General features: G+C 64.7%; 24 protein-coding genes and 1 tRNA gene. 11 read left to right on the top strand and 14 right to left on the bottom strand.

The annotated features are described in order from the left end of the window. Positions 1-61: 61 nt before the first annotated feature. Complete coding sequence (locus tag ACZ1JX_RS02480; RefSeq protein ID WP_465125226.1) at positions 62-1,000, top strand: isopenicillin N synthase family dioxygenase; 939 nt, start codon at positions 62-64, stop codon at positions 998-1,000. 6 nt (positions 1,001-1,006) lie between these two features. Here ACZ1JX_RS02480 and ACZ1JX_RS02475 read toward each other — a convergent pair whose 3' ends face one another. The 4 genes from ACZ1JX_RS02475 to ACZ1JX_RS02460 all read right to left on the bottom strand — a co-directional run bounded on the left by ACZ1JX_RS02475 (position 1,007) and on the right by ACZ1JX_RS02460 (position 3,010). After that, on the bottom strand, positions 1,007-1,714 hold the full coding sequence (locus tag ACZ1JX_RS02475) for a COG3904 family protein (RefSeq protein ID WP_465125225.1): 708 nt from the start codon (positions 1,712-1,714) through the stop codon (positions 1,007-1,009). Next, positions 1,714-2,253: a hypothetical protein gene (locus ACZ1JX_RS02470; protein WP_465125224.1), complete on the bottom strand. Its 540-nt coding sequence runs from the start codon at positions 2,251-2,253 to the stop codon at positions 1,714-1,716. The genes ACZ1JX_RS02475 and ACZ1JX_RS02470 overlap by 1 nt, the downstream gene beginning before the upstream one ends. A gap of 207 nt (positions 2,254-2,460) precedes the next feature. Further along, a tRNA-Ala gene (locus ACZ1JX_RS02465) sits at positions 2,461-2,536 on the bottom strand. Between the two features lie 156 nt (positions 2,537-2,692). Next, the gene (locus tag ACZ1JX_RS02460) at positions 2,693-3,010 is read right to left on the bottom strand and encodes an FYDLN acid domain-containing protein (RefSeq protein WP_144901896.1); all 318 of its coding nucleotides are present in this window, start codon (positions 3,008-3,010) and stop codon (positions 2,693-2,695) included. A 197-nt stretch (positions 3,011-3,207) separates the two neighbouring features. Here ACZ1JX_RS02460 and aroA point away from each other — a divergent pair, with 197 nt between their 5' ends. From aroA to ACZ1JX_RS02445, 3 genes are read left to right on the top strand one after another with little or no spacing between them, the layout of a single operon-like run. Next, entirely contained in the window at positions 3,208-4,530 is a 1,323-nt protein-coding gene (gene aroA / locus ACZ1JX_RS02455) for a 3-phosphoshikimate 1-carboxyvinyltransferase (RefSeq protein ID WP_465126339.1), read from the top strand. Next, positions 4,530-4,784 carry a CBU_0592 family membrane protein gene (locus tag ACZ1JX_RS02450; protein WP_465126338.1) on the top strand — a complete coding sequence of 85 codons (255 nt, stop codon included), beginning with the start codon at positions 4,530-4,532 and terminating at the stop codon, positions 4,782-4,784. Before aroA ends, ACZ1JX_RS02450 begins: the two co-directional genes overlap by 1 nt. Next, positions 4,781-5,410 (top strand): (d)CMP kinase, encoded by a 630-nt coding sequence (locus ACZ1JX_RS02445; RefSeq protein ID WP_465125223.1) that lies wholly within the window; start codon positions 4,781-4,783, stop codon positions 5,408-5,410. Before ACZ1JX_RS02450 ends, ACZ1JX_RS02445 begins: the two co-directional genes overlap by 4 nt. Here the strand turns inward: ACZ1JX_RS02445 and ACZ1JX_RS02440 are convergent. Then, positions 5,407-6,693, bottom strand: coding sequence for an adenylate/guanylate cyclase domain-containing protein (locus ACZ1JX_RS02440; protein WP_465125222.1), 1,287 nt, complete (start codon positions 6,691-6,693; stop codon positions 5,407-5,409). The genes ACZ1JX_RS02445 and ACZ1JX_RS02440 overlap by 4 nt on opposite strands. A 282-nt stretch (positions 6,694-6,975) precedes the next feature. Here ACZ1JX_RS02440 and rpsA point away from each other — a divergent pair, with 282 nt between their 5' ends. From rpsA to ACZ1JX_RS02415, 5 genes are all read left to right on the top strand, one after another. Beyond that, a complete protein-coding gene (rpsA, locus tag ACZ1JX_RS02435; RefSeq protein WP_465125221.1) occupies positions 6,976-8,682 on the top strand; it encodes a 30S ribosomal protein S1 in 1,707 nt (568 codons plus the stop codon). Between the two features lie 145 nt (positions 8,683-8,827). Further along, positions 8,828-9,592 carry a hydroxyacylglutathione hydrolase gene (gene gloB, locus ACZ1JX_RS02430; RefSeq protein ID WP_465125220.1) on the top strand — a complete coding sequence of 255 codons (765 nt, stop codon included), beginning with the start codon at positions 8,828-8,830 and terminating at the stop codon, positions 9,590-9,592. A 39-nt stretch (positions 9,593-9,631) separates the two neighbouring features. Next, positions 9,632-10,660 (top strand): LacI family DNA-binding transcriptional regulator, encoded by a 1,029-nt coding sequence (locus tag ACZ1JX_RS02425; protein ID WP_465125219.1) that lies wholly within the window; start codon positions 9,632-9,634, stop codon positions 10,658-10,660. Positions 10,661-10,840: 180 nt separating this feature from the next. Continuing rightward, positions 10,841-11,089, top strand: coding sequence for a type II toxin-antitoxin system ParD family antitoxin (locus ACZ1JX_RS02420; protein ID WP_465125218.1), 249 nt, complete (start codon positions 10,841-10,843; stop codon positions 11,087-11,089). Then, positions 11,086-11,370, top strand: a complete 285-nt coding sequence (locus ACZ1JX_RS02415) for a type II toxin-antitoxin system RelE/ParE family toxin (RefSeq protein ID WP_465125217.1) — start codon at positions 11,086-11,088, stop codon at positions 11,368-11,370. Before ACZ1JX_RS02420 ends, ACZ1JX_RS02415 begins: the two co-directional genes overlap by 4 nt. Positions 11,371-11,444: 74 nt before the next feature. Here the strand turns inward: ACZ1JX_RS02415 and ACZ1JX_RS02410 are convergent, their stop codons facing one another. The 8 genes from ACZ1JX_RS02410 to ACZ1JX_RS02375 all read right to left on the bottom strand — a co-directional run bounded on the left by ACZ1JX_RS02410 (position 11,445) and on the right by ACZ1JX_RS02375 (position 18,145). Then, complete coding sequence (locus ACZ1JX_RS02410; RefSeq protein ID WP_465125216.1) at positions 11,445-11,999, bottom strand: F0F1 ATP synthase subunit B family protein; 555 nt, start codon at positions 11,997-11,999, stop codon at positions 11,445-11,447. Beyond that, on the bottom strand, positions 11,992-12,486 hold the full coding sequence (locus tag ACZ1JX_RS02405) for a F0F1 ATP synthase subunit B family protein (protein WP_144901909.1): 495 nt from the start codon (positions 12,484-12,486) through the stop codon (positions 11,992-11,994). Before ACZ1JX_RS02405 ends, ACZ1JX_RS02410 begins: the two co-directional genes overlap by 8 nt. A gap of 74 nt (positions 12,487-12,560) precedes the next feature. After that, complete coding sequence (locus ACZ1JX_RS02400) at positions 12,561-12,788, bottom strand: F0F1 ATP synthase subunit C (RefSeq protein WP_011444975.1); 228 nt, start codon at positions 12,786-12,788, stop codon at positions 12,561-12,563. A gap of 48 nt (positions 12,789-12,836) precedes the next feature. Further along, entirely contained in the window at positions 12,837-13,619 is a 783-nt protein-coding gene (locus ACZ1JX_RS02395) for a F0F1 ATP synthase subunit A (protein ID WP_144901911.1), read from the bottom strand. A gap of 39 nt (positions 13,620-13,658) precedes the next feature. Then, on the bottom strand, positions 13,659-13,979 hold the full coding sequence (locus ACZ1JX_RS02390; RefSeq protein WP_465125215.1) for an AtpZ/AtpI family protein: 321 nt from the start codon (positions 13,977-13,979) through the stop codon (positions 13,659-13,661). Positions 13,980-14,230: 251 nt separating this feature from the next. Beyond that, complete coding sequence (locus ACZ1JX_RS02385) at positions 14,231-14,629, bottom strand: YdbL family probable chaperone protein (protein ID WP_465125214.1); 399 nt, start codon at positions 14,627-14,629, stop codon at positions 14,231-14,233. A gap of 28 nt (positions 14,630-14,657) precedes the next feature. Next, the gene (locus ACZ1JX_RS02380) at positions 14,658-14,777 is read right to left on the bottom strand and encodes a YnbE family lipoprotein (RefSeq protein ID WP_465125213.1); all 120 of its coding nucleotides are present in this window, start codon (positions 14,775-14,777) and stop codon (positions 14,658-14,660) included. A gap of 134 nt (positions 14,778-14,911) precedes the next feature. Further along, entirely contained in the window at positions 14,912-18,145 is a 3,234-nt protein-coding gene (locus ACZ1JX_RS02375) for an intermembrane phospholipid transport YdbH family protein (RefSeq protein WP_465125212.1), read from the bottom strand. 85 nt (positions 18,146-18,230) lie between these two features. Between ACZ1JX_RS02375 and radC the strand changes: the two genes are divergently transcribed. Next, positions 18,231-18,971: a RadC family protein gene (radC, locus tag ACZ1JX_RS02370; RefSeq protein WP_465125211.1), complete on the top strand. Its 741-nt coding sequence runs from the start codon at positions 18,231-18,233 to the stop codon at positions 18,969-18,971. 4 nt (positions 18,972-18,975) lie between these two features. Here the strand turns inward: radC and ACZ1JX_RS02365 are convergent, their stop codons facing one another. After that, entirely contained in the window at positions 18,976-19,101 is a 126-nt protein-coding gene (locus ACZ1JX_RS02365; RefSeq protein ID WP_144901921.1) for an entericidin A/B family lipoprotein, read from the bottom strand. A 154-nt stretch (positions 19,102-19,255) separates the two neighbouring features. Between ACZ1JX_RS02365 and ACZ1JX_RS02360 the strand changes: the two genes are divergently transcribed. After that, positions 19,256-21,121, top strand: coding sequence for an acyltransferase family protein (locus ACZ1JX_RS02360; RefSeq protein ID WP_465125210.1), 1,866 nt, complete (start codon positions 19,256-19,258; stop codon positions 21,119-21,121). The last annotated feature ends 83 nt before the right edge of the window (positions 21,122-21,204 follow it).

The following is a 21,204-nucleotide window of genomic DNA, read 5'->3' as shown; positions in this document are numbered from 1 at the left end:
ACCCCATGCGAATCCCGTTACAGGCGATTTCCATAGCGACAATTGAGCGAACTGGAACACAATGCCTTTGCAAACCCTGCCGGTGATCTCGCTCGAGAGCGAGCCCGCCGCACTTTCCCGCGATCTTGGCGAGAGCTTCAGTACCTTCGGCTTCGCCATGGTGCGCGACCACGGCATCGATGCCGAGCTGATCGCCCGCGCCTGGAAGCTCACAGCCGATTTCTTCGCCCTGCCCGAGGACGAGAAGCGCAGCTACTTCGTCGAGGGACTGGGCGGCGCACGCGGCTACACCCCCTTTGGCACCGAAATCGCCAAGGGTGCCAAGCTTCATGATCTCAAGGAGTTCTGGCACGTCGGCCGCGACCTGCCGTCCGATCATCCGCTCGCGGCCATGTCGATGTTCCCCAACGTCTGGCCCGCAAAGCCCGAAGGTTTCCGCGAGACATTCGAAGCGCTCTATGCCGAGTTCGACCGCGTCGGCGCACGCATCCTTACCCGAATCGCCGTGTGGCTGGGGCTGGACGAACACTGGTTCGATCCGGCGATCGAGGATGGCAACTCGGTCATGCGGCTGCTGCACTATCCCCCGGTGCCCGATGCCGAAGGCGGAGCCATCCGGGCCGGGGCGCACGAGGACATCAACCTCATCACCCTGCTCCTAGGCGCGGAGGAAGCAGGCCTCGAACTCCTGACCCGGGAAGGTGAATGGATCGGCGTCTCGCCGCCCGAAGGCGCGCTGGTGGTCAACATCGGCGACATGCTGCAGCGCCTGACCAATCATGTCCTGCCTTCCACCACCCACCGCGTGCGCAACCCGGAAGGCGAGCGGGCGAAGTTCAGCCGTTACTCGATGCCGTTCTTCCTCCACCTGCGGAGCGATTTCCGCTTCGAAACGCTGCCCCAGTGCGTGACTGCGGAAAACCCGGACCGCTACCCGGTGTCGATCACCGCCGATGACTACCTGCAAGAGCGCCTGCGCGAGATCGGGCTGAAGAGGTAAGCGGTTTCATCCCGCAGGCCTCTCCACCGGCACCACGTTGTACTTCCGCACCTCATCCTGGCTCAGGCAGTAGCGGGTCGAGGGGTTCTCCTTCGTCGCGACCGCCTGCTGCTTGTACATGACCTCGGTCAGGAGCTTGCGGCTGATGCCCATGCGGATGAGGAAGTCGTTGTCCTCGCTCGCCAGCAAGGCGCTCGCCTGCTCGATCTCGCCGATCAGCCGCGTCGTCTCCTCGGTGCCTTCGTCGACCGATATCTCGATGACGTCGCGGTCACCGGTGTGCGTGAACATGTGGACCATGAACATCCCGCCGGGCTCCACGAAGCGGCGGTCGCCGCCCATGAACACGAAGTTGCAGGCCGAAAAGCAGGTCCAGCCTGCCGGAATGCGCGTGACCATCCCGGGGTAGGAGCGAATCACCTTGCCTGCGCGGTTGCCCGCCTCGGCATCGCCACCGCGAGACTTGAGCCAGACTTCCTCGATCCGCTCGTCAGCATCAATCGCCGCCTTCAACCGCTCGGGCAGCCGCGAATCGATGATCCCGTCCGCGATCAGCACCCGCTTGCCACCCTTGTCGGCAGGAGTAAGCGTCATAGCCTTCGCCACGCCCCAATCCGGTTTTTCCGGGCAGGTCGGATTCTTCGGATCCATGACGACAGGCTTCGTCGCCCCGGTCGCCAACAGCAGGGCCAGAACCGGCAGTAGGCGCCGCATCACGCCGCCAGCGAGTAGCGTGCCGAGCCCGGCGCACGGCACATCCGCTTGTTCGCAGTTGTCTCCTCACCGTTGACGATGATCACGTCGGTCACCGTGATGCACTGGCGGCCGACCGTGCCGTTCGCTGCCACTTCGTCGTTGCGCTCGGTGATCGTCGACGTGCCGGACACATTCTCGCGCGTGTTTGATGTCCATGACGAGCTGCTGCCCACCTCTTCGCCCCGCGTCGCCTCAACCGTCGCTTCGGCCGCCTGCTTCTGCTCCTCGGGGTCCAGACGGCAGGCGATGGCGTTGGTCAGCGTATCGGCGACCTCAGCCGAGGGGAAGTAGCTGCCAACCCCTGCGGAGCTGGCCGCGCGGCCGACGCTCTGGCCGATCAGCCCACCGAGAATCGACGAGCCTGCGCTCTTGCTCTTGCCCTTGGGGCAGCCGTCCGAACTCTTCTGCGCCGACGAAGTGCTGCGCGGGATCGAGGGAATGCTGAATCCCCCGAACTGCGCGGACGCCTGCCCCGCCAGCAGGGCAGAAGCTGCCACAACGGCAGTTATCCGGATCGAGACGACAATAAGGGACTGCGGCACGCGCATGCTGGATGTTCCATCGCTATGACTTGTTGTGCGGCCCTTAGTTGAACCAAGGCTAGCAAGGCTGTGATCTTCGTCAATCAGGGCGCGACGAAGCGGTGGCCAGTCACGCAGGGCCGGAACGAAAAAGGCCACCCGAAGGCGGCCTTTTCAGGTGGATGGTGGAGCCTAGCGGGATCGAACCGCTGACCTCCTGCATGCCATGCAGGCGCTCTCCCAGCTGAGCTAAGGCCCCAATTTCCATCAAGTCTGCCGCTGGAGGCAGACCGTTCCGGCGGGTGTCTCTCGCCGGGAGCCGCGCCTTTAAGAGAGGCTTTCGGCACTGGCAAGAGCATTTTTCGAGCCACCGGATTTTTTTGGGAGCCGATCACTCGACCGGCTCCCGAAAGGCTCACACTTCGTCGTCGTCACCTTCGTGACCGGCAACGCCGAGATCGTCGTCACCACCAAGGTCAACGTCGTTGTCCGGCGAATCGCCGTCCTCGTCGATGTCGAGATCCTCGTCGGCCAGATCGACGTCAGGCACGACATCGACCTTGTCCTTCTGGATTTCCTCGTACGGAATCGGCTGCTTCGACTTGAGCACCGGATCCGGGTGGAAAGAATACTTGCACTCGACGCAGGTGACCGGGTCACTCTTGCCCAGATCGTAGAAGCGGGTGCCGCACTTCGGACAGCTGTGCTTGGTGCCCCATTCCGGCTTGACCATGAAACTTCCTCAAGACTGGCCCGGCGCGAAGGATTTTGCCCGGGCGGAGAAACTGCACGCTTGATGGGTCCGCGCCCTCGCGGAATCAAGAGAGCGCGCGCCTTGCCATAGGCGCGCCCTGCTGTCAAAAGCCGCGCGCTTTATCCGCCTCCCCGATCCGAAAGAGTTTCTACGTGTCCTCACACGACCTCGCCCAGATGCGCCCCCGCCGCTTCACCGCCACCGGCCCCTTGAAGGGCCGCATCCGCGTTCCGGGCGACAAGTCGATCAGCCACCGCTCGATCATGCTCGGCGCGCTGGCCGTGGGCGAGACAAAGGTGACCGGCCTGCTCGAAGGCGAGGACGTGCTCTCCACCGCCGCCGCCATGCGCGCGATGGGTGCGACGATCACGCGCGACGACAGCGGCATGTGGCACGTCCACGGCGTCGGCGTCGGCGGGCTGCTCCAGCCGCAACAGGCGCTCGACATGGGCAATTCCGGCACCTCCACCCGCCTGCTCATGGGTCTTGTCGCCAGCCACCCGATCACCGCGACGTTCATCGGCGACGCTTCGCTGTCCAAGCGCCCGATGGGCCGCGTGATCGATCCGCTGTCGACGATGGGTGCAGAGTTCACCGCCAGCCCCGGCGGCCGCCTCCCCCTCACGCTGCGAGGGCTTTCGCCCGCCGTGCCGATCGAATACCGCCTGCCCGTCGCCTCGGCACAGGTGAAGAGCGCCATCCTCCTCGCAGGCCTCAACACCCCCGGCGTGACCACGGTAATCGAACCGATCCCCACCCGCGACCATTCCGAACGCATGCTGCGCGGCTTCGGCGCGGAGCTGACGGTGGACCTTGCCGACGATGGTGCGCGCGTGATCCGCGTACGTGGCGAGGCGGAACTGAAGCCGCAGGACATCGTCGTCCCCGGCGATCCCTCGTCCGCCGCATTCTTCGTCGTCGCCGCACTGCTGGTCGAAGGCTCGGACCTCGTGGTCGAGAACGTCGGCCTCAACCCAACCCGCGCCGCCCTGTTCGACGTGCTGCGCCTGATGGGCGGCTCGATCGAAGAGCTTGACCGCCGCGATGTCGGTGGCGAACCCGTAGCCGACCTGCGTGTGCGCCATTCGCTGCTCACCGGTATCGACGTCGATCCCGCCGTGGTGCCGAGCATGGTCGACGAGTTCCCGATCCTCTTTGTCGCCGCCGCGCTCGCCAAGGGCCGCACCGTCACGACCGGCCTCGAAGAACTGCGCGTCAAGGAGAGCGACCGCATCAGCGCGATGCGCGCCGCGCTGGAACTTGCCGGCGCGACCGTGACCGAGACCGAGGACGGGCTGATCATCGATGGCACCGGCGGCGCCCCCCTCCTCGGCACCGCCGAGGGCGCCAGCGTCGTCACCCACCTCGATCACCGCATCGCCATGTCGCTGGCCATTGCCGGCATCGCCAGCAAACGCGGCGTGGAAGTGGACGACACCCGCCCCATCGCCACCAGCTTCCCCGTGTTCGAAAGCCTGCTGGAAAGCGCCCGCGCTTGATCAGTCACACCCTGGCAAACGCGATAGGTTTCTGCGGCACCGCCTGCATCATCTTCGCCTATGCCTACACCACCAAGCTCGACCGCCCGAACCCCTTCGTCCAGCACGGCGTCAATCTGCTCGGCGCCGCGCTGCTGACGGTCTCGCTGCTGGTCAACATGAACCCCGCCTCGTTCGTGCTGGAGTTCTTCTGGGCGGCAATTGCGATATGGGGGCTGGTCAAGGCCTTGCGCAACCGGAGTAATGCCAAGTGATCATCGCCGTCGACGGCCCGACCGCTTCGGGCAAGGGCACCATCGCCAAGGCGCTCGCCGCGCATTTCGGCCTGCCTCACCTCGACACCGGCCTGCTCTATCGCGCGGTCGGGCGACAGGTGTTCCTGAGCGGCGGCAACCCTGACGATCCGGCGCAGGCCGAAGCCGCCTGCGCCTTCCCCGAAAGCCTGCTCGACGATCCCGAACTGCGCAGCGAGGAGACCGGCGGCTACGCCAGCCGCGTCTCGGTCCACCCCGCCGTCCGCGCCGCCCTGCTCGCCCGCCAGCAGGCCTTCGCCAACCAGCCCGGCGGCGCAGTGCTGGATGGCCGCGACATCGCCACCGTCATCGCCCCCCAGGCGCACGCCAAGCTTTTCGTCACCGCCAGCGTAACCGCCCGCGCCATGCGCCGCTGGGTGGAAATGAAGCAATTGGGCAAGGACGTCGAACGCACCGAAATCGAAGCCGACCTAGAAACCCGCGACGAACGCGACCGCAACCGCGCCGAAGCCCCGCTACGTCAGGCCGAGGGCGCAGCGCTGCTGGATACGTCGAACCTGACCAAGGAAATGGCGGTGGCGACGGCGATTGCGCTGGTGGAGAAGCAGGTAGCGGCGAAGGCCTAGGCCGCAGCCGCCCGCGTCTTCAGATCGGCCTCGTCGACCACGGCGTGGAATACGCAGGTCTCGCCAACGCCTTTCAGCGTCATCATCATCGGCGGGCCGAATGCGCCGCGATCATTGGCGCGCAGCCAAGTGCTTTCCGAAATCGCAATCCCGTTCGTGGCCGCCGTGCCTTCAAGCCGCGCCGCGATGTTTACGGTGTCGCCCCAGTAGTCATAGGCCATGCGCGTCGCACCGATCACGCCTCCGACAACCGGTCCCGAGTGGATGCCAGCGCGCAGGCCCACTTCATCCACACCCGCCACGCGCTTCAATTCCTCGACGCCCGAAAGCACGGCCCGCGCAAAGGCGATGGCCGCATCGGCGCTGTTGCCGCTCGGCACGTTGCCGCCTGCTATGGCGAGATAGGCATCGCCCACCGTCTTGACTTTCTCCACCCCGAACTCGCGTGCGCAAGCATCGGCGTGATTGAAGAAGGAATTGAGCAGTTCGACCAGATGCCCCGGTGAGACCCGCTTGGTAAGCTTGGAGAAACCCACCATATCGATGAAGATGACGCTGGCATCGGCATAGGCATCAGCCACCATTTGCCCCGTGCGGATGCGCTCGACGGCTGTCGGAGGCAGCATGTTGAGCACAAGCTCCTCGTTGCGCGCACGCTCCGCATCCAGCGAATCCGCCAGCATGAACGCGGCGCGGCTCGTCCGCCCCACCGCCAGATTGATCGCCGCCATGACCAGCGCGCCGCTGAAGTAGCTCAGCAGGGCATAGACCAGCGCGGCATCGGCAGTCTGCTGGGGGATGATCTGGCCGAGCCAGCCAAAAAGATCGCAGCCAAGCCACGCGAGAAACAGGCGTGGACGACCCGCAAGGGTCACTGCCGCAAAAGCAGTGATCGCAAGGCGGTTGACCACCCCGACCGCGTGGAGGCTGGCATGAATGTGCAGGAGATGATCAAACAGCACGAAGTTGATCCGCGCCACGATCAGCGAAATGACCAGCAACGCGGCAAAGTCGACTACCGGATGGCGAATGTAGTCCTTCCAGAACGTCGCGCCGATGTACACGCCGGTCGTCATCAACGCCACGCCCAGCCAGAAGGCCAGACGGGCATTCTCGACCGGATCGAGATAGAGCGGATTGACCACCGAATAGGCCAGCATCACGGTCATGAACAGCACGGCATAGAGCCGCACGAACGGGGTTCGCAGCGTACGCGCCGTCTCGTTGTAGCGCGCCTCGGTTGCCTTGTCGGCAAATGAGCTGAACACCCCCGGCTGCTCCATGACGAATGTCCTCCGAAGATCAGTCTACCATGCGGTGATTGACAGGTCTTTGGCCCAACAGGTTAAGATACCATCCCCCCATTTTCCTTGCTTTTCCCACCCTTTGCCCCTAAGCGCCGCGCGTCCGCGCAGGCCTTTGGTTGAGCGGGTGCCTCCGCCAGCATTCGGCTCCGGGGGCGGTTCGGCCCTTTTTGGCCCACGGCCCGCATGGGGCGGTTCGTGGAGGAAAGACCGGCGGAAACAACCGCCTGGCCGGGATACTTGTTACAGGAAGCTTTGAATATGGCTACCAACCCGTCGCGCGACGATTTCGCCGCGCTGCTTGACGAATCGCTTGGCGGAGCCGCCAACGGTGGCTTCGAAGGCCGCGTCGTCAAGGGCACCATCACCGCCATCGAAAACGACAAGGCCGTCATCGACGTAGGTCTGAAGAGCGAGGGCCGCGTTGCCCTGCGCGAATTCGCCTCGCCCGGCCAGCCGCACGGCCTTTCGGTCGGCGACGAAGTCGAAGTCTATGTTGACCGCGTCGAGAACGCCGACGGCGAAGCCATGCTGTCGCGCGATCGCGCCCGCCGCGAAGCTGCGTGGGACAAGCTCGAAAACGAATTCGGCGAAGGCAAGCGCGTTGAAGGCGTGATCTTCGGCCGCGTGAAGGGCGGCTTCACCGTCGACCTCGACGGCGCCGTTGCCTTCCTCCCCGGCTCGCAGGTAGACATCCGCCCGGTCCGCGACGTGACCCCGCTGATGGACATGCCGCAGCCCTTCCAGATCCTCAAGATGGACCGCCGCCGCGGCAACATCGTCGTCTCGCGCCGTGCGGTGCTGGAAGAAACCCGCGCCGAACAGCGCTCGGGCCTGATCCAGAACCTCAAGGAAGGCCAGATCATCGACGGCGTGGTCAAGAACATCACCGACTACGGTGCGTTCGTGGACCTCGGCGGCATCGACGGCCTGCTCCATGTCACCGACATGAGCTACAAGCGCGTCAACCACCCGTCGGAAGTCATCGCCATCGGCGATACCGTCAAGGTGCAGATCATCCGCATCAACCAGGATACGCAGCGCATCAGCCTCGGCATGAAGCAGCTTGAAAGCGATCCGTGGGATGGCGTTGCCGCCAAGTACCCGGTTGGCGCGAAGCTCTCGGGCACCGTCACCAACATCACCGAATACGGTGCGTTCGTGGAACTGGAAGCTGGCATCGAAGGCCTTGTCCACGTTTCGGAAATGTCCTGGACCAAGAAGAACGTCCACCCCGGCAAGATCGTCTCGACCTCGCAGGAAGTCGACGTGCTGGTGCTGGAAGTCGACAGCGACAAGCGCCGCATCAGCCTCGGCCTCAAGCAGGCCCAGCAGAACCCGTGGGAAGCTTTCGCCGAAAAGCACCCGGTCGGTTCGACCGTGGAAGGCGAAGTCAAGAACGCGACCGAATTCGGTCTGTTCATCGGCCTCGATGGCGATGTGGACGGCATGGTCCACATGTCGGACATCGCTTGGGGCATCTCGGGCGAAGACGCGCTGGCGCTGCACCGCAAGGGCGAGCAGGTCTCGGCCGTGGTTCTCGACGTCGATGTCGAGAAGGAGCGCATCAGCCTCGGCATGAAGCAGCTTGAAAAGGGTGCTCCGGCCGCTGGTGGCGTTTCGGCAAGCTCGTCGGGCTCGCTGCGTCGCGGCGAAGTCGTCACCGTCACCGTTCTCGAAGTCCGCGATGGCGGCCTCGAAGTGCAGGCTGGCGAAGACGGCGCGACCGGCTTCATCAAGCGCTCGGATCTGGGCCGCGACCGTGACGAACAGCGTCCGGACCGCTTCCAGGTCGGCCAGAAGCTCGACGCCATGGTCACCGGCTTCGATCGTTCGAAGAAGCCGAACTTCTCGGTCAAGGCCCGCCAGCTGGCCGAAGAGAAGGAAGCCGTGGAACAGTACGGCTCGTCGGATGCCGGCGCTTCGCTGGGCGACATCCTCGGCGCCGCTCTGAAGGCGAAGCAGTAAGCGCGACCGAAGGTTGCGCCCCCGCGCAGGCGGGGCCTCCCTCGGCCAAGCGCTTCGCTTCCTCTAAGCGAGCAAAAGCAAGGCCCGTCCGGAGAAATCCGGGCGGGCTTTTGCTTTGTCCGATGTCCGGCGCTAAGCTGGCGCTATGACGCTACAAATCCACCAGTTCCCCTGCCTGTCCGACAACTACGGCTTCCTGGTCCACGACCCTGCCAGCGGCGAGACCGCCTGCATCGATACACCCGATGCGGAAGCCTATCTGCGCGAGGCCGAAGCCAAGGGCTGGCACATCACTCAGATATGGAACACCCACTGGCACCCCGACCACGCGGGCGGCAACGAGGCGATCAAGGCCGCCACCGGCTGCACCGTCATTGCGCCAGAGGATGACGCCGGGAAGATCGCCGCCGTGGATCGCACCGTGGCGCAGGGCGACACAGTCCAGCTCGGCAGCTTCACAGCCACAGTCATCGACGTCGGCGGACACACCATGGGTCACTGCGCCTATCACCTCCCCCAGGCCTCGGTCGCCTTCGTCGGCGATGCGCTGTTCCCGCTCGGCTGCGGCCGCATGTTCGAAGGCACCTCGCCCCAGTTCTGGGCGAGCCTCACGCGCCTCAAGGCCCTGCCCGCCCAAACCACGCTCTACAGCGCCCACGAATACACCCAGTCCAACGCCCGCTTTGCCACATTCGCCGATCCTGACAACGAGGCGCTCACCGCCTATGCCCAAGGCGTCGACGAAAAGCGCGAGCGTGGCGAATGGACCGTCCCCACCACCCTCGCCGCCGAACTCGCCGCCAACCCTTTCCTGCGCGCCGACGATGCCGACATGGCCGCTCGCTGGGGCGGATCGTCGCCCGAAGAGACATTTGCCGCCCTGCGCAAGGCCAAGGACACTTTCCGCTGACGCCGATCCTGCTAAAGCGATAGCTGACTTGGGGGTAGCATGGCCGGCGAGAGAAAGATCATCCGCGTAACGTCGTTCGACGTGGCCGAAGCGGCAGGCGTCAGCCAGTCAACTGTCAGCCGCGCGCTTGCCGGTGACACCTCGATCAGCGAACCCACGCGCCAGCGCGTAATGGAAGCCGCACGTCGCCTGAACTATCAGGTCGACGAGAACGCCGCCCGCCTGCGTCGGGGCCGCACCGGCACGCTCGCCGTGGTGATGATCTGCCGCGAGGCTCAGGACCGCAAGGACATCAATCCCTTCTACTTCTCGCTGCTCGGCTCCACTTGCGCCGCCGCCTCGGCCAAGGGCTACGAGACGCTGGTCTCGTTCCAGGATGCACCGGAAAACTTCTGGGGCCACTTCCAGGACCGCCGCAAGGCCGATGGCATGATCGTCATCGGCACCACCACCAACACCAAGGCATGGGACTACTTCCGCGACCTGCCGGAAGGCAGCCATTGGACCTGCTGGGGCTCGCCCGACAACGACATGCCATGGGTGCGCAGCGACAACCTCTCGGGCGCGACTCTCGCCACGCGCCACCTGTTGGTGCGCGGCTACAAGCAGATCGTCTGCATCGGGTCGGCCACATCGCCCCAGCGCCAGTTTCAGGAGCGCTACGAAGGCTATGCCGAGGCCATGCGCTCTGCAGGTCTCGAACCCCGCCTGCAACAGGTCGAAAGCGGTCTCGCCCGCGAAGAACAGGGCCGCCGGGCTGCGATTGCCTTGGCCGAAAGCGGCGAGCCGTTCGACGCGATTTTCGCGGTCTGCGACGAGATGGCCCTTGGCGCGCTCAAGGAACTGACAGCGCGCGGGTTTTCGATCCCCGATCAGATCGGCATCATTGGCTTCGACGGTATCCGTGCCGGTGCCTGGTCCACCCCGCCCCTCACCTCGATCGAGCCCGACTTCCAGATGGCCGGAACGCTGATGGTCGAACAGCTGCTGGCCAAGATCAACGGTACGGAAGGCTCCGGGCGGCGCGTGCCGGTCAGGCTGGTGATCCGGGGATCGACGCGCGCTTGAAGTGGAACCGGCAGGATAGCCAAGACGCACTCACGCTAGCTGCTATCGTCATGGCTTTGCTCGCTCTACCGCTGCTAGGCGCTTTGCTTTTCGCCCTCAATCCAAGTCACTGATCTTGGCTTGAGCCGTTCGCACGGCTGTATTATATTTTGGTACGTCTCGACAGATATGGACACCAAGATGCCCCGCAACACCTCCGTCACCCTCAGCGAACACTTCACGGATTTCATTGCGTCTCAAGTCGAAACGGGACGTTATGGATCGGCCAGCGAAGTCGTCCGCGCGGGACTCAGGCTGCTCGAAGACCACGAACAAAAGGTCCGAGCACTAGAGCAGGCCCTGATCGAAGGCGAAGAATCCGGTGAGCCGCAACCGTTCGATTTTGACGAGTTCAAGGCAAGGAAGCGGCGTGAGTTCGAAGCAAGGTGAAGGCACTCAGGCTTACACCTGCCGCCTATGCGGACATTGACCGGATCTGGGACTATACCGCGGACCTCTGGGGCATCGAGCAAGCCGAGAGTTATACGGACGACTTGCAAGTTGCATGCGAAAGCATAGCAAACGGAAACAAGATCGGTCGCCCCAGCACTCGGCGCTCCATTAACAAGCTCCGCTGCGGGGCGCATTTCATCTACTATCGCATCGCGGCGGATCAGGTGGAGATCATCCGCATCCTCCACGGAAAACAGGACGTGGAACGCCACCTCTAACACACAAACAAAAACCCCTCCCGGAAACCGGAAGGGGTCTTGTGTTCTTTAAGCCCTGACGCGCCGCTAGCGGTTCAGTTCACCAGTCCGGCGATTGCCCCATCGACCAGCGCCTTGTCGGCTCCGGCGGAGTGGTTCTTGGCGATCAGGTTACGTGCGGCGGCAGCAGCAGCCTCGGCGGCCTTGGCGCGCAGGTCGTCGACCGCAGCGCGTTCGGCAGCGGCGATCTTGTCCGATGCCATCTTTTCGCGACGGACGATCGTGGTCGCCGCGTCTGCCTCGGCCTTGGCGATGATCGCCGCAGCTTCGGTCTTGGCGTGTTCGACCATCGACGCCGCGTCCTTTTCGGCGTTGGCGATCTTGGCCGCGTATTCGGCACGCAGCTTCTCGGCTTCGGCGCGGAGCACCTTAGCTTCGTCCAGCTGCTTGCGGATCGCGTCGATCTGCTTGTCGAGACCGCCGACAATCGCGCCCGGCACCTTCTTGGACACGAGGATCGCAAGGAAGATGGCCATCGACAGCGCAACCCAAGCGCCCGGCCCGAGGCCCAGCGCAGAGGGTTCAACGTGGTGTTCGCCGCCTGCAGCTTCGTGCTCGACGACTGCGGTCGTCTCTACAGCGTTAGCCATTTGCGAGAACTCCCTTCACGGCAGCGCGCGCTTCGTCGGCGGGGATCGACAGGCCGGCGATGCGGCTTGCGATGTCCTGCGCGGCTTCGGCGGCAACGCCTTCCACTTCACCCAGCGCGGCAGCGCGGGCAGCGGCAATGCGGGCTTCGGCAGCGGTCACGGTCTCGTCAATGCGAGCCGCAGCCACGGCGAGGCTGGCTTCGGTGGCCTTGGCGGCATCGGCCTTGGCGGCAGCGATGACCGCCTGGGCGGCAGCACGCTGCTGGTTCGCCTGGACGCGCCATGCCTCTTCCTCGGCATCGGCGGCGGCCCGTGCGGCTTCGGCAGCGGCAAGGTCGTCGGCGATCTGCTTGTCGCGGCCGTCCATCGTGGAGACGACCTTGGGCAACATGCCCCGGCCGATCACGAAGAAGACGATGCCGAAGAACACCAGCAGCCAGAAAACCTGGCTGGAATAGGTGGTGGCAAGCTGTTCAATCTGAGGCATCGCGGGTGTCCGGGCGTCAGGCGGCCGGGGCGAACCCCGGCCAGCATTTCAACAATCAGTGAGCTTCGTTTGCCTTAGGCAACGAAGATCAGGATCATCGCGACGACGAACGAGAGCAGGCCCAGAAGTTCGGCGGCGGCGAAGCCGATGAACAGGCGGCCCTGCTGGCCGTCAGCGGCGCCGGGGTTGCGCAGCGCGCCTTCGAGGAACTTGGCAAACACGTTGCCCACGCCGAGCGAGGCGAGACCGGCGCCAACAGCGGCGAGACCAGCACCGAGCAGCTTTGCGCTTTCTGCGTCCATGTCAAAAACTCCTTTTTCTCAAAACCGTATGGGAAATTGTTGCGGGTATCAGTGAAGGTTCTCGGCGTCGTTCAGATAGACGCAGGTGAGCAGGGCAAAGACGTAAGCCTGAATGCCTGCCACCAGAAGTTCCAGCGCACAGATGCCGATCATCAGCACGAAGCTGGGAACGGCGGCGAGGAAGAACGTCCCCACCCCGGCGTTGGTGCCGGAGATGACGAAGCCCGAGAGCACTTCGAGCAGCACGTGCCCGGCCATCATCGCCACGAAAAGACGCAGGCCAAGGCTGAACGGACGCACCATGAACGAGATCAGCTCGATCGGGAAAATGATCGGGATCATCGGAACGGGCGTACCGTGCGGCACGAAAAGGGAGAAGAAGTGCAGGCCGTGCTTGGCAAAGCCGACGCCGAGCACGATCGCAAAGCTCATCACGGCGAGAACGCCGGTGACGGTGAAGTGGCTCGTGGCGGTGAACGGATGAACGCCAACCAGCGCCAGCGGCAGCAGGCCCAGCATGTTGGCAAACAGGATGAAGCCGAACAGCGAGAAGACGTAAGGCAGGTACTTGCGCCCAGCCTTGCCGATGTTCGCTTGAAGCAGGTTGTCGACGAAGCCGGTCAGCCCCTCGACCGCCATCTGCCAGCGGCCCGGAACCAGTTCGCGCTTGGCGCCACCGGCCACGAACACGAGCAGGACCACCGTGGTGATCGCCATCCACAGCGACGAGTTGGTGAACGCGATGTTGTAACCACCAATAGACCAGTGATCGGTCCCGAAAAGGGTCTCGATCGTGAACTGGTGAACCGGATCGACCTTGCCTTCGGCCACGCGCTTAACCCCGTATCACTCGAATACAACAACAGCGCCCTATTCGGGGCGCCGGCTCGAAATTCGGATGATGTTCCGGAATGCCACGACGACCCCCATGAACAACATCACCAGCAACCCTCCAGGGGACGTCCCGGCAAACTGGTCGATGACCCAGCCGATGAACGCGCCGCCTGCGAGACCCCCGATCAGTTCCGCCAGCACGCGGTTGCCCATGCGGTAATTCGCATCGGTTTCCCCGCCTGCCTTTGGCCGGTTGCGCTCTTCTTCCCGCTCTCGAAGGGCTTTCAGCCGCTTGTCGAGCGCGTCGATCCGCGCATCCTCGCCGATGGGCTCCATCCCGGACGGATCGTCATTCATGCCTTGTCCCCTGTCATTCCTACCGGCCGAAGCCAGTTGCCCGACAAAAAGTGCAGCACAAACGACGGATGACCGCCGAGGGCGCCGCCCCCTTAGGCGGGGGGTATTGTTGAGTCAACCGTCACGAACCGTGTCTGGCCCCCAGCCTGACCCAAGGTATCATCGCAAAAGCGAACGCCCTTCCCCGCAGTTGCGAGAAAGGGCGTCAAACCGGCAGAATGGCGTTGGCGATTCGTATGCAGAAACCAGCCTCAAGGGCAGCGCGAATCACGCAACGGGGGGCCGTTGCCGCGGGTCTGCCAGGAGCCATCGGGCGCCTGGTACTTTTCCCCCGGCTTGGTCTGCGCGATCAGCAGGCAGCCCGAGGTCAGCGCGTATTCCTCGACCGTGGCCTTGTTGGCCTGGGCCTTCTCGGCATAGACCGCCTTGCGCTTGATGTTGATGTCCTCGACCACAGCGCGCAGCGCCGGAGCGGGCGGCGTGACATAGCCCAGATAGCCGTCCATCTTTTCGCCCACCTGGCCCGAAGCGCGGGCAGCGGCATAGGCGGGATCGCGGTTCTGCGCAGATGCGGGCACGGCGATCGTGCCGAGCAGGAGGCCCGTAGCAGCCAGCGCGGCAAGGCTCTTGCGCATTGAAACCATGGTCATGTGTCCATCCTCAAACCATTGCCGGACATCAGAAAATGTCCGGATTGCTTTCGATCGTGTTGTTGGCATCCTGCGCCAGCCGGTACACGACCTCCTGCTTGATGTTGATATTGAGCTCGATCACGATGGGCTTGTCCGGTGCCTTCACCGAAATGCAGCCCCCCGTCGCCAGTCCCAAGACCAACGGCGCCGCCAGCAGAAGGCGTCGCCCGAATTGTGATCCGCTTTTCCTCATCGGAAAGATCGTCGCAGGGTTCGCGGATCGGGTCAATTCTATGCTCCTCATGGCAGGTTTCCGCTTTCTGCAGGCTGAATGTCTTGATGCGCCTCCGGCAGCACGATCACCGGGACCCCTCCGGGGCGAACGTCGTTTGCCGAGCGGTAGAGCGGGCGGCCCTGCGCATCGACGAGGCCCAAGGTTCTGGGATCCTTGACGAAAGCGGGGTCGTACATCGCCTTGAACGAAGTGATGAGCTGGTAGAACGGCGCGCGGATGTTGACGTTGAACTGGATCGGCAGGTTGGCGACCTGCTTGGTGATGAAGTTCCGTTTCGTGCCAGCCCCTTGCTTGACGCCGCCGAACTTGACGTTGGTGACGATCTCACCCTCGAGATCGCCGCGCATGGCGATGGTCATCGTCTTGTAATCCAAAGATTTCAGCGCATCGAACGCGAAGTTGGCCATCGCCCCCATGTTCTCGTAGGTCAGCGCGCCGATGTAGGACACGTTGCCCCCCGGCGCGCGCGAGATGAGCGTACCCTCCTCGATCCGGCCGCCGTTGGCATCGAAAATCAACGGGAACTGTCCGTCGAAAGTGCCTGTTGCGGCAAGATTTCCCAGCTCCATCTTCTCGATGAACTTGGCCGCGTCGATCCCGACGACGGTGAGGGTGTAGCGGCGGGCTTCGGCGAGGCCGAGGCGCAGGTCGGTGGGCTCGAGGACGAGCGTGCCGCCAAGGAATGGCCAGCGCGCATCGTGCAGTCTAAGAACTTGATCCGGCAGCAGACTTATGTCGACGACGCCCTCTGTGACCTCGATGCCGGGGTTGATCGAGGCGACGGTGAGCTTCTGGTGCGGAGCGGTGACCATGCCGAGCAGGTCGGTGAACTGCAGATTGCCCTTGAGGCCCTTCACCGGACCAAAAGCGGCTGCAAGATCAAGGCCTTGCGTGCCGAACGTGCCGGTGCTCGTCACCCCGCGCGCGTTCCAGTCGATCGCTCCGTTCCCGGTGACCTTGCCGTTGACGTTGGCGACAACGCCCAATGCAAGGCGCGTGAGTTGCGCGGGCTGGAAACCCTTGTCGAACAAGAGGTTGTCCACGACGAGATCGGCATGGCCGGTGCTGGTGGCGAGATCGTGGCGGATGGCGACGGCGGCAACTTCACGCGCGGTCTTCGCTTCGCGCAGCAAGGCATTGGCTGTTATGCGATTGTCCGCCAAAGTCAGCGTCGCGCCGGTGGAGTGCAGCGTCTCGAACCGGGCAGGGTCAAGCCGGTCGGTCAGGTCGAACTCGGTGCCGGAAAGCACAAGCTTTCCATCGACATAGCGCCACTCGCCCGAGGCGTTCGAGACGTCGAGCGGGACCTGGGCGAGCTTAACTCCAACTCCCCCATAACTCCCCCCCAACTCTCCCCCAACTCTCGCATCCAGATTGGCAACTGTCAGGTGCGTGGCGGTAGCAGGCGGACCCAGCGCGACTTCGACCGAGGAGGCGGTCAGCACCCCCGGGAAGGCAAATCCAACAGGCCCGGTGCGGACCGCCATCTGCGTCTCGCCAAGCTTGCCGTTGAGATCGAGCGACGAGGTTCCGCCAGCAACCTGCAGCCCCCTCGCCCCGCTGCGCACAATCGCGCTCCCGCCCGCCGGACAGAGTGCGAGGGCGTTTTCATCGACCTCCATCTGGCCGAGCGTGAGGCGATCGAAGCGGGCGGTGACGCAGCGTTTCCACAGCGCAAGTTCGCCGCGCGCGCCGTAGGCACCGTTAACTGGGAGCACGAGGTTCTGGACCGAACCGCCGGGAATCGCGCCGGAAACCTGCGTCGTGCCGGAAAAACCAAGCGAGCCGTCGCCGACTTGCGCGATCATCATTTCCGGGATCGCCAGCGACCCGCCGCCCGCGCGCCATGGGGCCATGGTCAGCCGGAACAGCGCCTGTCCGGCGCGGCCGCGCTCCATGCGCCCGACGATTCGCGGGATGCCTGCGCCTCCGGTGGCAAAGTTGCCGGCAAGCAGGGGCGGGCCGTCTTCGCTGGCGGTGGCCATCTGAAATTTCGACACGGTGAGCAGCGCCTGTCCGCTGCCGCCCACCAGCCGTGCCTGCGGGATCACCGCGGACATCGCCTCTCCGTTGCGGCGCAGCGCGATCTCGCCCGCAAGGCGGCTGCCGCGCTCCTCGCGCTTGAGGCTGGCGCGGAGCTGGGCGAGCATCGGGGAAAGGAGCGTGCCCTCCGCGCTGCGCATCCCCGAGGCGAGGGCCTTGTCGAGGGCAGCGCCCTGGCGCAGGCCCTGCCCGTCGATCGTGCCCCGGAATTCGGCCTTGCGAAATGATTCGCGCGTCCGGACCGAGCCTTCGAGGCCGAGCAGGCCAAAGCGCACGCCGCCGCTGCTGACGCTGCCGGCATTGGCATCGACACGGCCGGTAAGCGCGCCGTCGCGGTAGGCAAGGCGGGTGTCGAGTGCCAGAGTCTCGGCAGCAATGCCGGGAGCGGTGAACTTTCCGGCGCGCACCGTGGCGCTGTTGGCAAGACCGGCGAAGGCCTTGTCGGCGCGCGCTGAGATATCGGCAACCAGTGCGCCGCTGCCCACGCCATTGCTGCAAGTGAGGCTATCGAGACGGAGCGGGCCGGTCAGCGAGGGCCGCTCGTCCTGCACCGCGATCCGGCCGAAGAAGCGCGTGCCATCGATCTTGCAGCCTCCACCCTGCAGTGCTGGCGCGGTGGCGGCGAGGGTTCCGGCAAATCCGTTCTGCAAGGCGCCCTTGCCATCGAGCGCGAGGCCGATCTTGCCCGAATCGGTCAGGATCAGCCCGCGACCATCCTCGACCTGCAGGTTCAGCTTGGGGAGAGTGAACGGCGCGTTGTCGGTCCTGGGCGCGTAGATCACCTTGTCGAGCGCGCCGAAGCTCAGCTTGCCGTTGCGGTATTGCCCGTAAACCCTTGGCGCGACCAGCCGGACCGAGCCGATATAAGGCACGCCAAGGCCATAGCGGATGCCCACTTCCACGCGCTCGACCGTCAGGTCCGGGCGGCGCGGATCGCCGATCACCAGATTTCTCAGCACCTGCGTGCCGGGACCGATGCTTTCGATCTCGTAAGTGGCAGGCACGCCGTAGCCCTGCAGCTGCCCGACGATGATGCGATCGGCAATGGAATTGCGCGTCAGCCAGAGGCCGCCAAGGCCGAGCACCGCAATGGCGAGTGCCGACACGCCCACGCGCCTCATGCGGCGGCGGGGCGCGGGAGCCGGCTGCCTGCCCGACTCCGGGTCCGGTTCCGCCATTTCGAAACTATCTGCCATCTGCCCCCTTCTTGCGCACTACCATGGCTTGGGCAATGCACGGCGCTGAACGAACAAGCGCCGAAGTGGTGCCCGCAAGGGACAGATGGCCGATCAAGACCGACTCTTTGCTGAACAGGATCAGCCTTCCGGAAAAACCGCCGCAACTTTCGACGGCGGAGACCCGAGCGGGCACCGGGCGCGACTGCGCAAACGGCTGATGTCGGGCGGGGAAGATGCGCTCGCCGATCACGAGGTGATCGAATACCTGCTGATGGTGGCGCGGCCGCGGATCGATACCAAGCCGATCGCACGCTCGCTGATCCAGCGGTTCGGCAGCCTTGCAGGCGTGCTTACGGCAGATCCGCAGGCGCTGGCGCTGCACCCAAACATGGGCGAGACGAGTGCGGCGGCTTTGCGCATCGTGGCGATGGCTGCGCGCAGGCTGGCGCGGACGGTGGTGCGCGAACAGCCGGTGCTGTCAAACTGGCAGGCGCTGCTCGATTACCTGCACATCGACATGGCGCACCTCAATGTCGAGCGGGTGCGGGTGCTCTATCTGAACACGCAGAACATGCTGATACTCGACCATCTGGTGGGGGACGGCACGCTCGATGAAAGTCCGATCTATACCCGCGAGGTGGTGAAGAAGGGACTGGACGTGGGGGCAGCAGCGATGATCCTTGTCCACAACCATCCCTCGGGCAGCCCCAAGCCGAGCCGGGCTGACATTCAGGTAACCAACAAGATCACCGAAGCCGCGCGCCTGATGGGGATGAGCGTTCACGACCACATCGTGATCGGGCGCGAGGGCTATACGTCGCTGAAGGCGCAGGGGTTGATCTAAGCAATCAGATCGCCTTTTCGCCCGCCTTGCCGACGGATTCGATGTCGCGTCCGATTCCCTGAACGGTGTTGCACGCAGCGAGCGCCAGCGAGAGGCCGAGCGTGGCGAGGACAAGAACCTTGCGAACCATGTGCATTCTCCGTTGGCGTTGGTGGGGCAGCAAATATCGCGACCGGACGAGGCACGCAATCGGGCTGTGACCTACAGGGTCGGAGGGCGAGACGGTTGCCACGCCGCGCGGCCTTCGCCATCGTGACGGCAGGGGCAACTTCATCGGACGGCTTTTGCAACACAGGCGGGAAATCGAGGGGCTGCGCGCGCTTGCGGTGATTCCGGTGGTGCTGTTTCATGCCCGCCTGCCCGGTTTTGGCGGCGGTTTTGCCGGGGTGGACGTGTTCTTTGTGATCAGCGGCTACCTGATCACCGCGACGATCCTCGAGCATCTCGCCACGGGCCGCTTCTCGTTGCTCGCGTTCTACGAGCGTCGCGCCCGCCGCATTCTCCCGGCGCTGCTGGCGGTGCTGGGGGTGAGCGCGGTGCTGGCGTGGGCGCTGATGATCCCGGAGGACTTCCGCAAGTTTGCCCAAGCGCTCGGGAGCAGCGGTGCGTTTGCCTCGAACCTGCTGTTTGCACAGGAGACCGGATACTTCGATGACGACGAGGGATTTCGCCCTCTGCTGCACACGTGGAGCCTGTCGGTCGAGGAGCAGTTCTACATCCTGTTTCCGGCGCTGGTCGTGGTGCTGTGGAGGATGGGGCGCGGGCGGATGCCGGTGGTGTTTGCGGGACTTGCCGTGGTGTCGCTGGCATTGTGTCTGGCGCTGGCACCATCGCGGCAGGAATGGTCGTTCTACCTGCTGCCGACGCGGGCGTGGGAGTTGCTGGCGGGCGCGGTCTGTGCCGCCCTGCCCGCGCCCTCGCGACAAAGGCCGGGGCTGGCTTTGGTTGGGCTTGGCCTGATCTTGAGCGGATTCGTGCTGGCCGATGCGGCGACGGCGCCGGACTGGCGGCTGATCCTGCCGGTGGGCGGGGCGGCGCTGGTGGCGCGTCATGCCTCGGCATCAGACCTGGCGGGCCGGATTCTGGGCGCCGCGCCGCTCGTTGCCATCGGCGGGGCATCTTACGGGATCTACCTCTGGCACAATCCGCTGCTGGCGTTTCTCGGCTACGTCTGGTGGGGGACGCCGCCGTGGTGGCTGACCGGACTTGCGATTGCGCTGTCGGTCCTGCTCGGCCTTGCCTCGCTCCATCTGATCGAGCGACCGGTGCGGGAGAAGCGCTGGCTGCAATCGCGCCGTGCGCTGGTGGCGCTGTGCGGTGGCGGGCTGGCGGTGGCCGTGGCGCTTGGCGTTGCTGGGCATATGGAGCGCCTGCAACCCTCCAGCGCAGCGATACGCGATGCGTTGCAGGCCTATCCGGCGGCCCTGCCCGAGCCGGTGTCGAGCATTCCACCGGCCGGTCAGCCGGTGCACTGGTTGCTCTTCGGTGACAGCCATGCGCGGCAGTATTTCGCGGCGCTTGCGCAGCGCATGCCCGGAGGGGCGATGCTGACCGATGCGGGGTGCTTCGCACTGCCGGGGGTGACCAACTATGCCGAAGACACCCCGGAAGCCGCCAAGTGCCTCGCGCAGCCCGATGCGCTGGTGCGACTGGTGCGCGACCGGGGGATCGGGACGGTGATTCTGGCGCAGCGGTGGGATCGGATGCTGTTCGCACAGGGCAGCTTCGACAGGATCGGTAAGGCATCGGCAGAGGGTCGTGCCGCGTTCGAGGCGGGGCTGGACCGGATGATCGCAACGCTGCCCAAGGACACGCGGATCGTGCTGATCGGCAATGTCCCGACCGCTGCACCTGCTGGCGAGGCGATGGCGGGCGGGTACTTGCGCTGCCTTGCCTATATCAACGCGCGTTGCGCTACAGCATTTCCGGCAGAGCGAGCCGAAGGGCACCTGATCAATCCGGTGCTGGCCGCCTATGCCGGACGCCATGCGGGCGTCTCGTTCTTCGATCCGGCCACGGCGCTGTGCGTGGGCAAGCGGTGCGACGTGGTGCGGGATTGCCGGGTGCTTTATGTCGACGATACGCATCTGACCAGGGGCGCGGCGGACAGGGTTATCGCGCAAATGGTGCAGGCGACGGGCGGGTTTTGAGACACAGGCCCCTTGCCTTTGCGGCCCCTGCGCCCTAGCGGCGCGGCAAAGCTGCTGCCTCAAGAATTTGCACGGAGTCGAAC

Source organism: Novosphingobium sp. BL-A-41-Hi4A-0G, assembly GCF_055521735.1.
The sequence above is the reverse complement of the archived record's forward strand: the minus strand, read 5'-3'. Positions and strand labels throughout refer to the sequence as shown.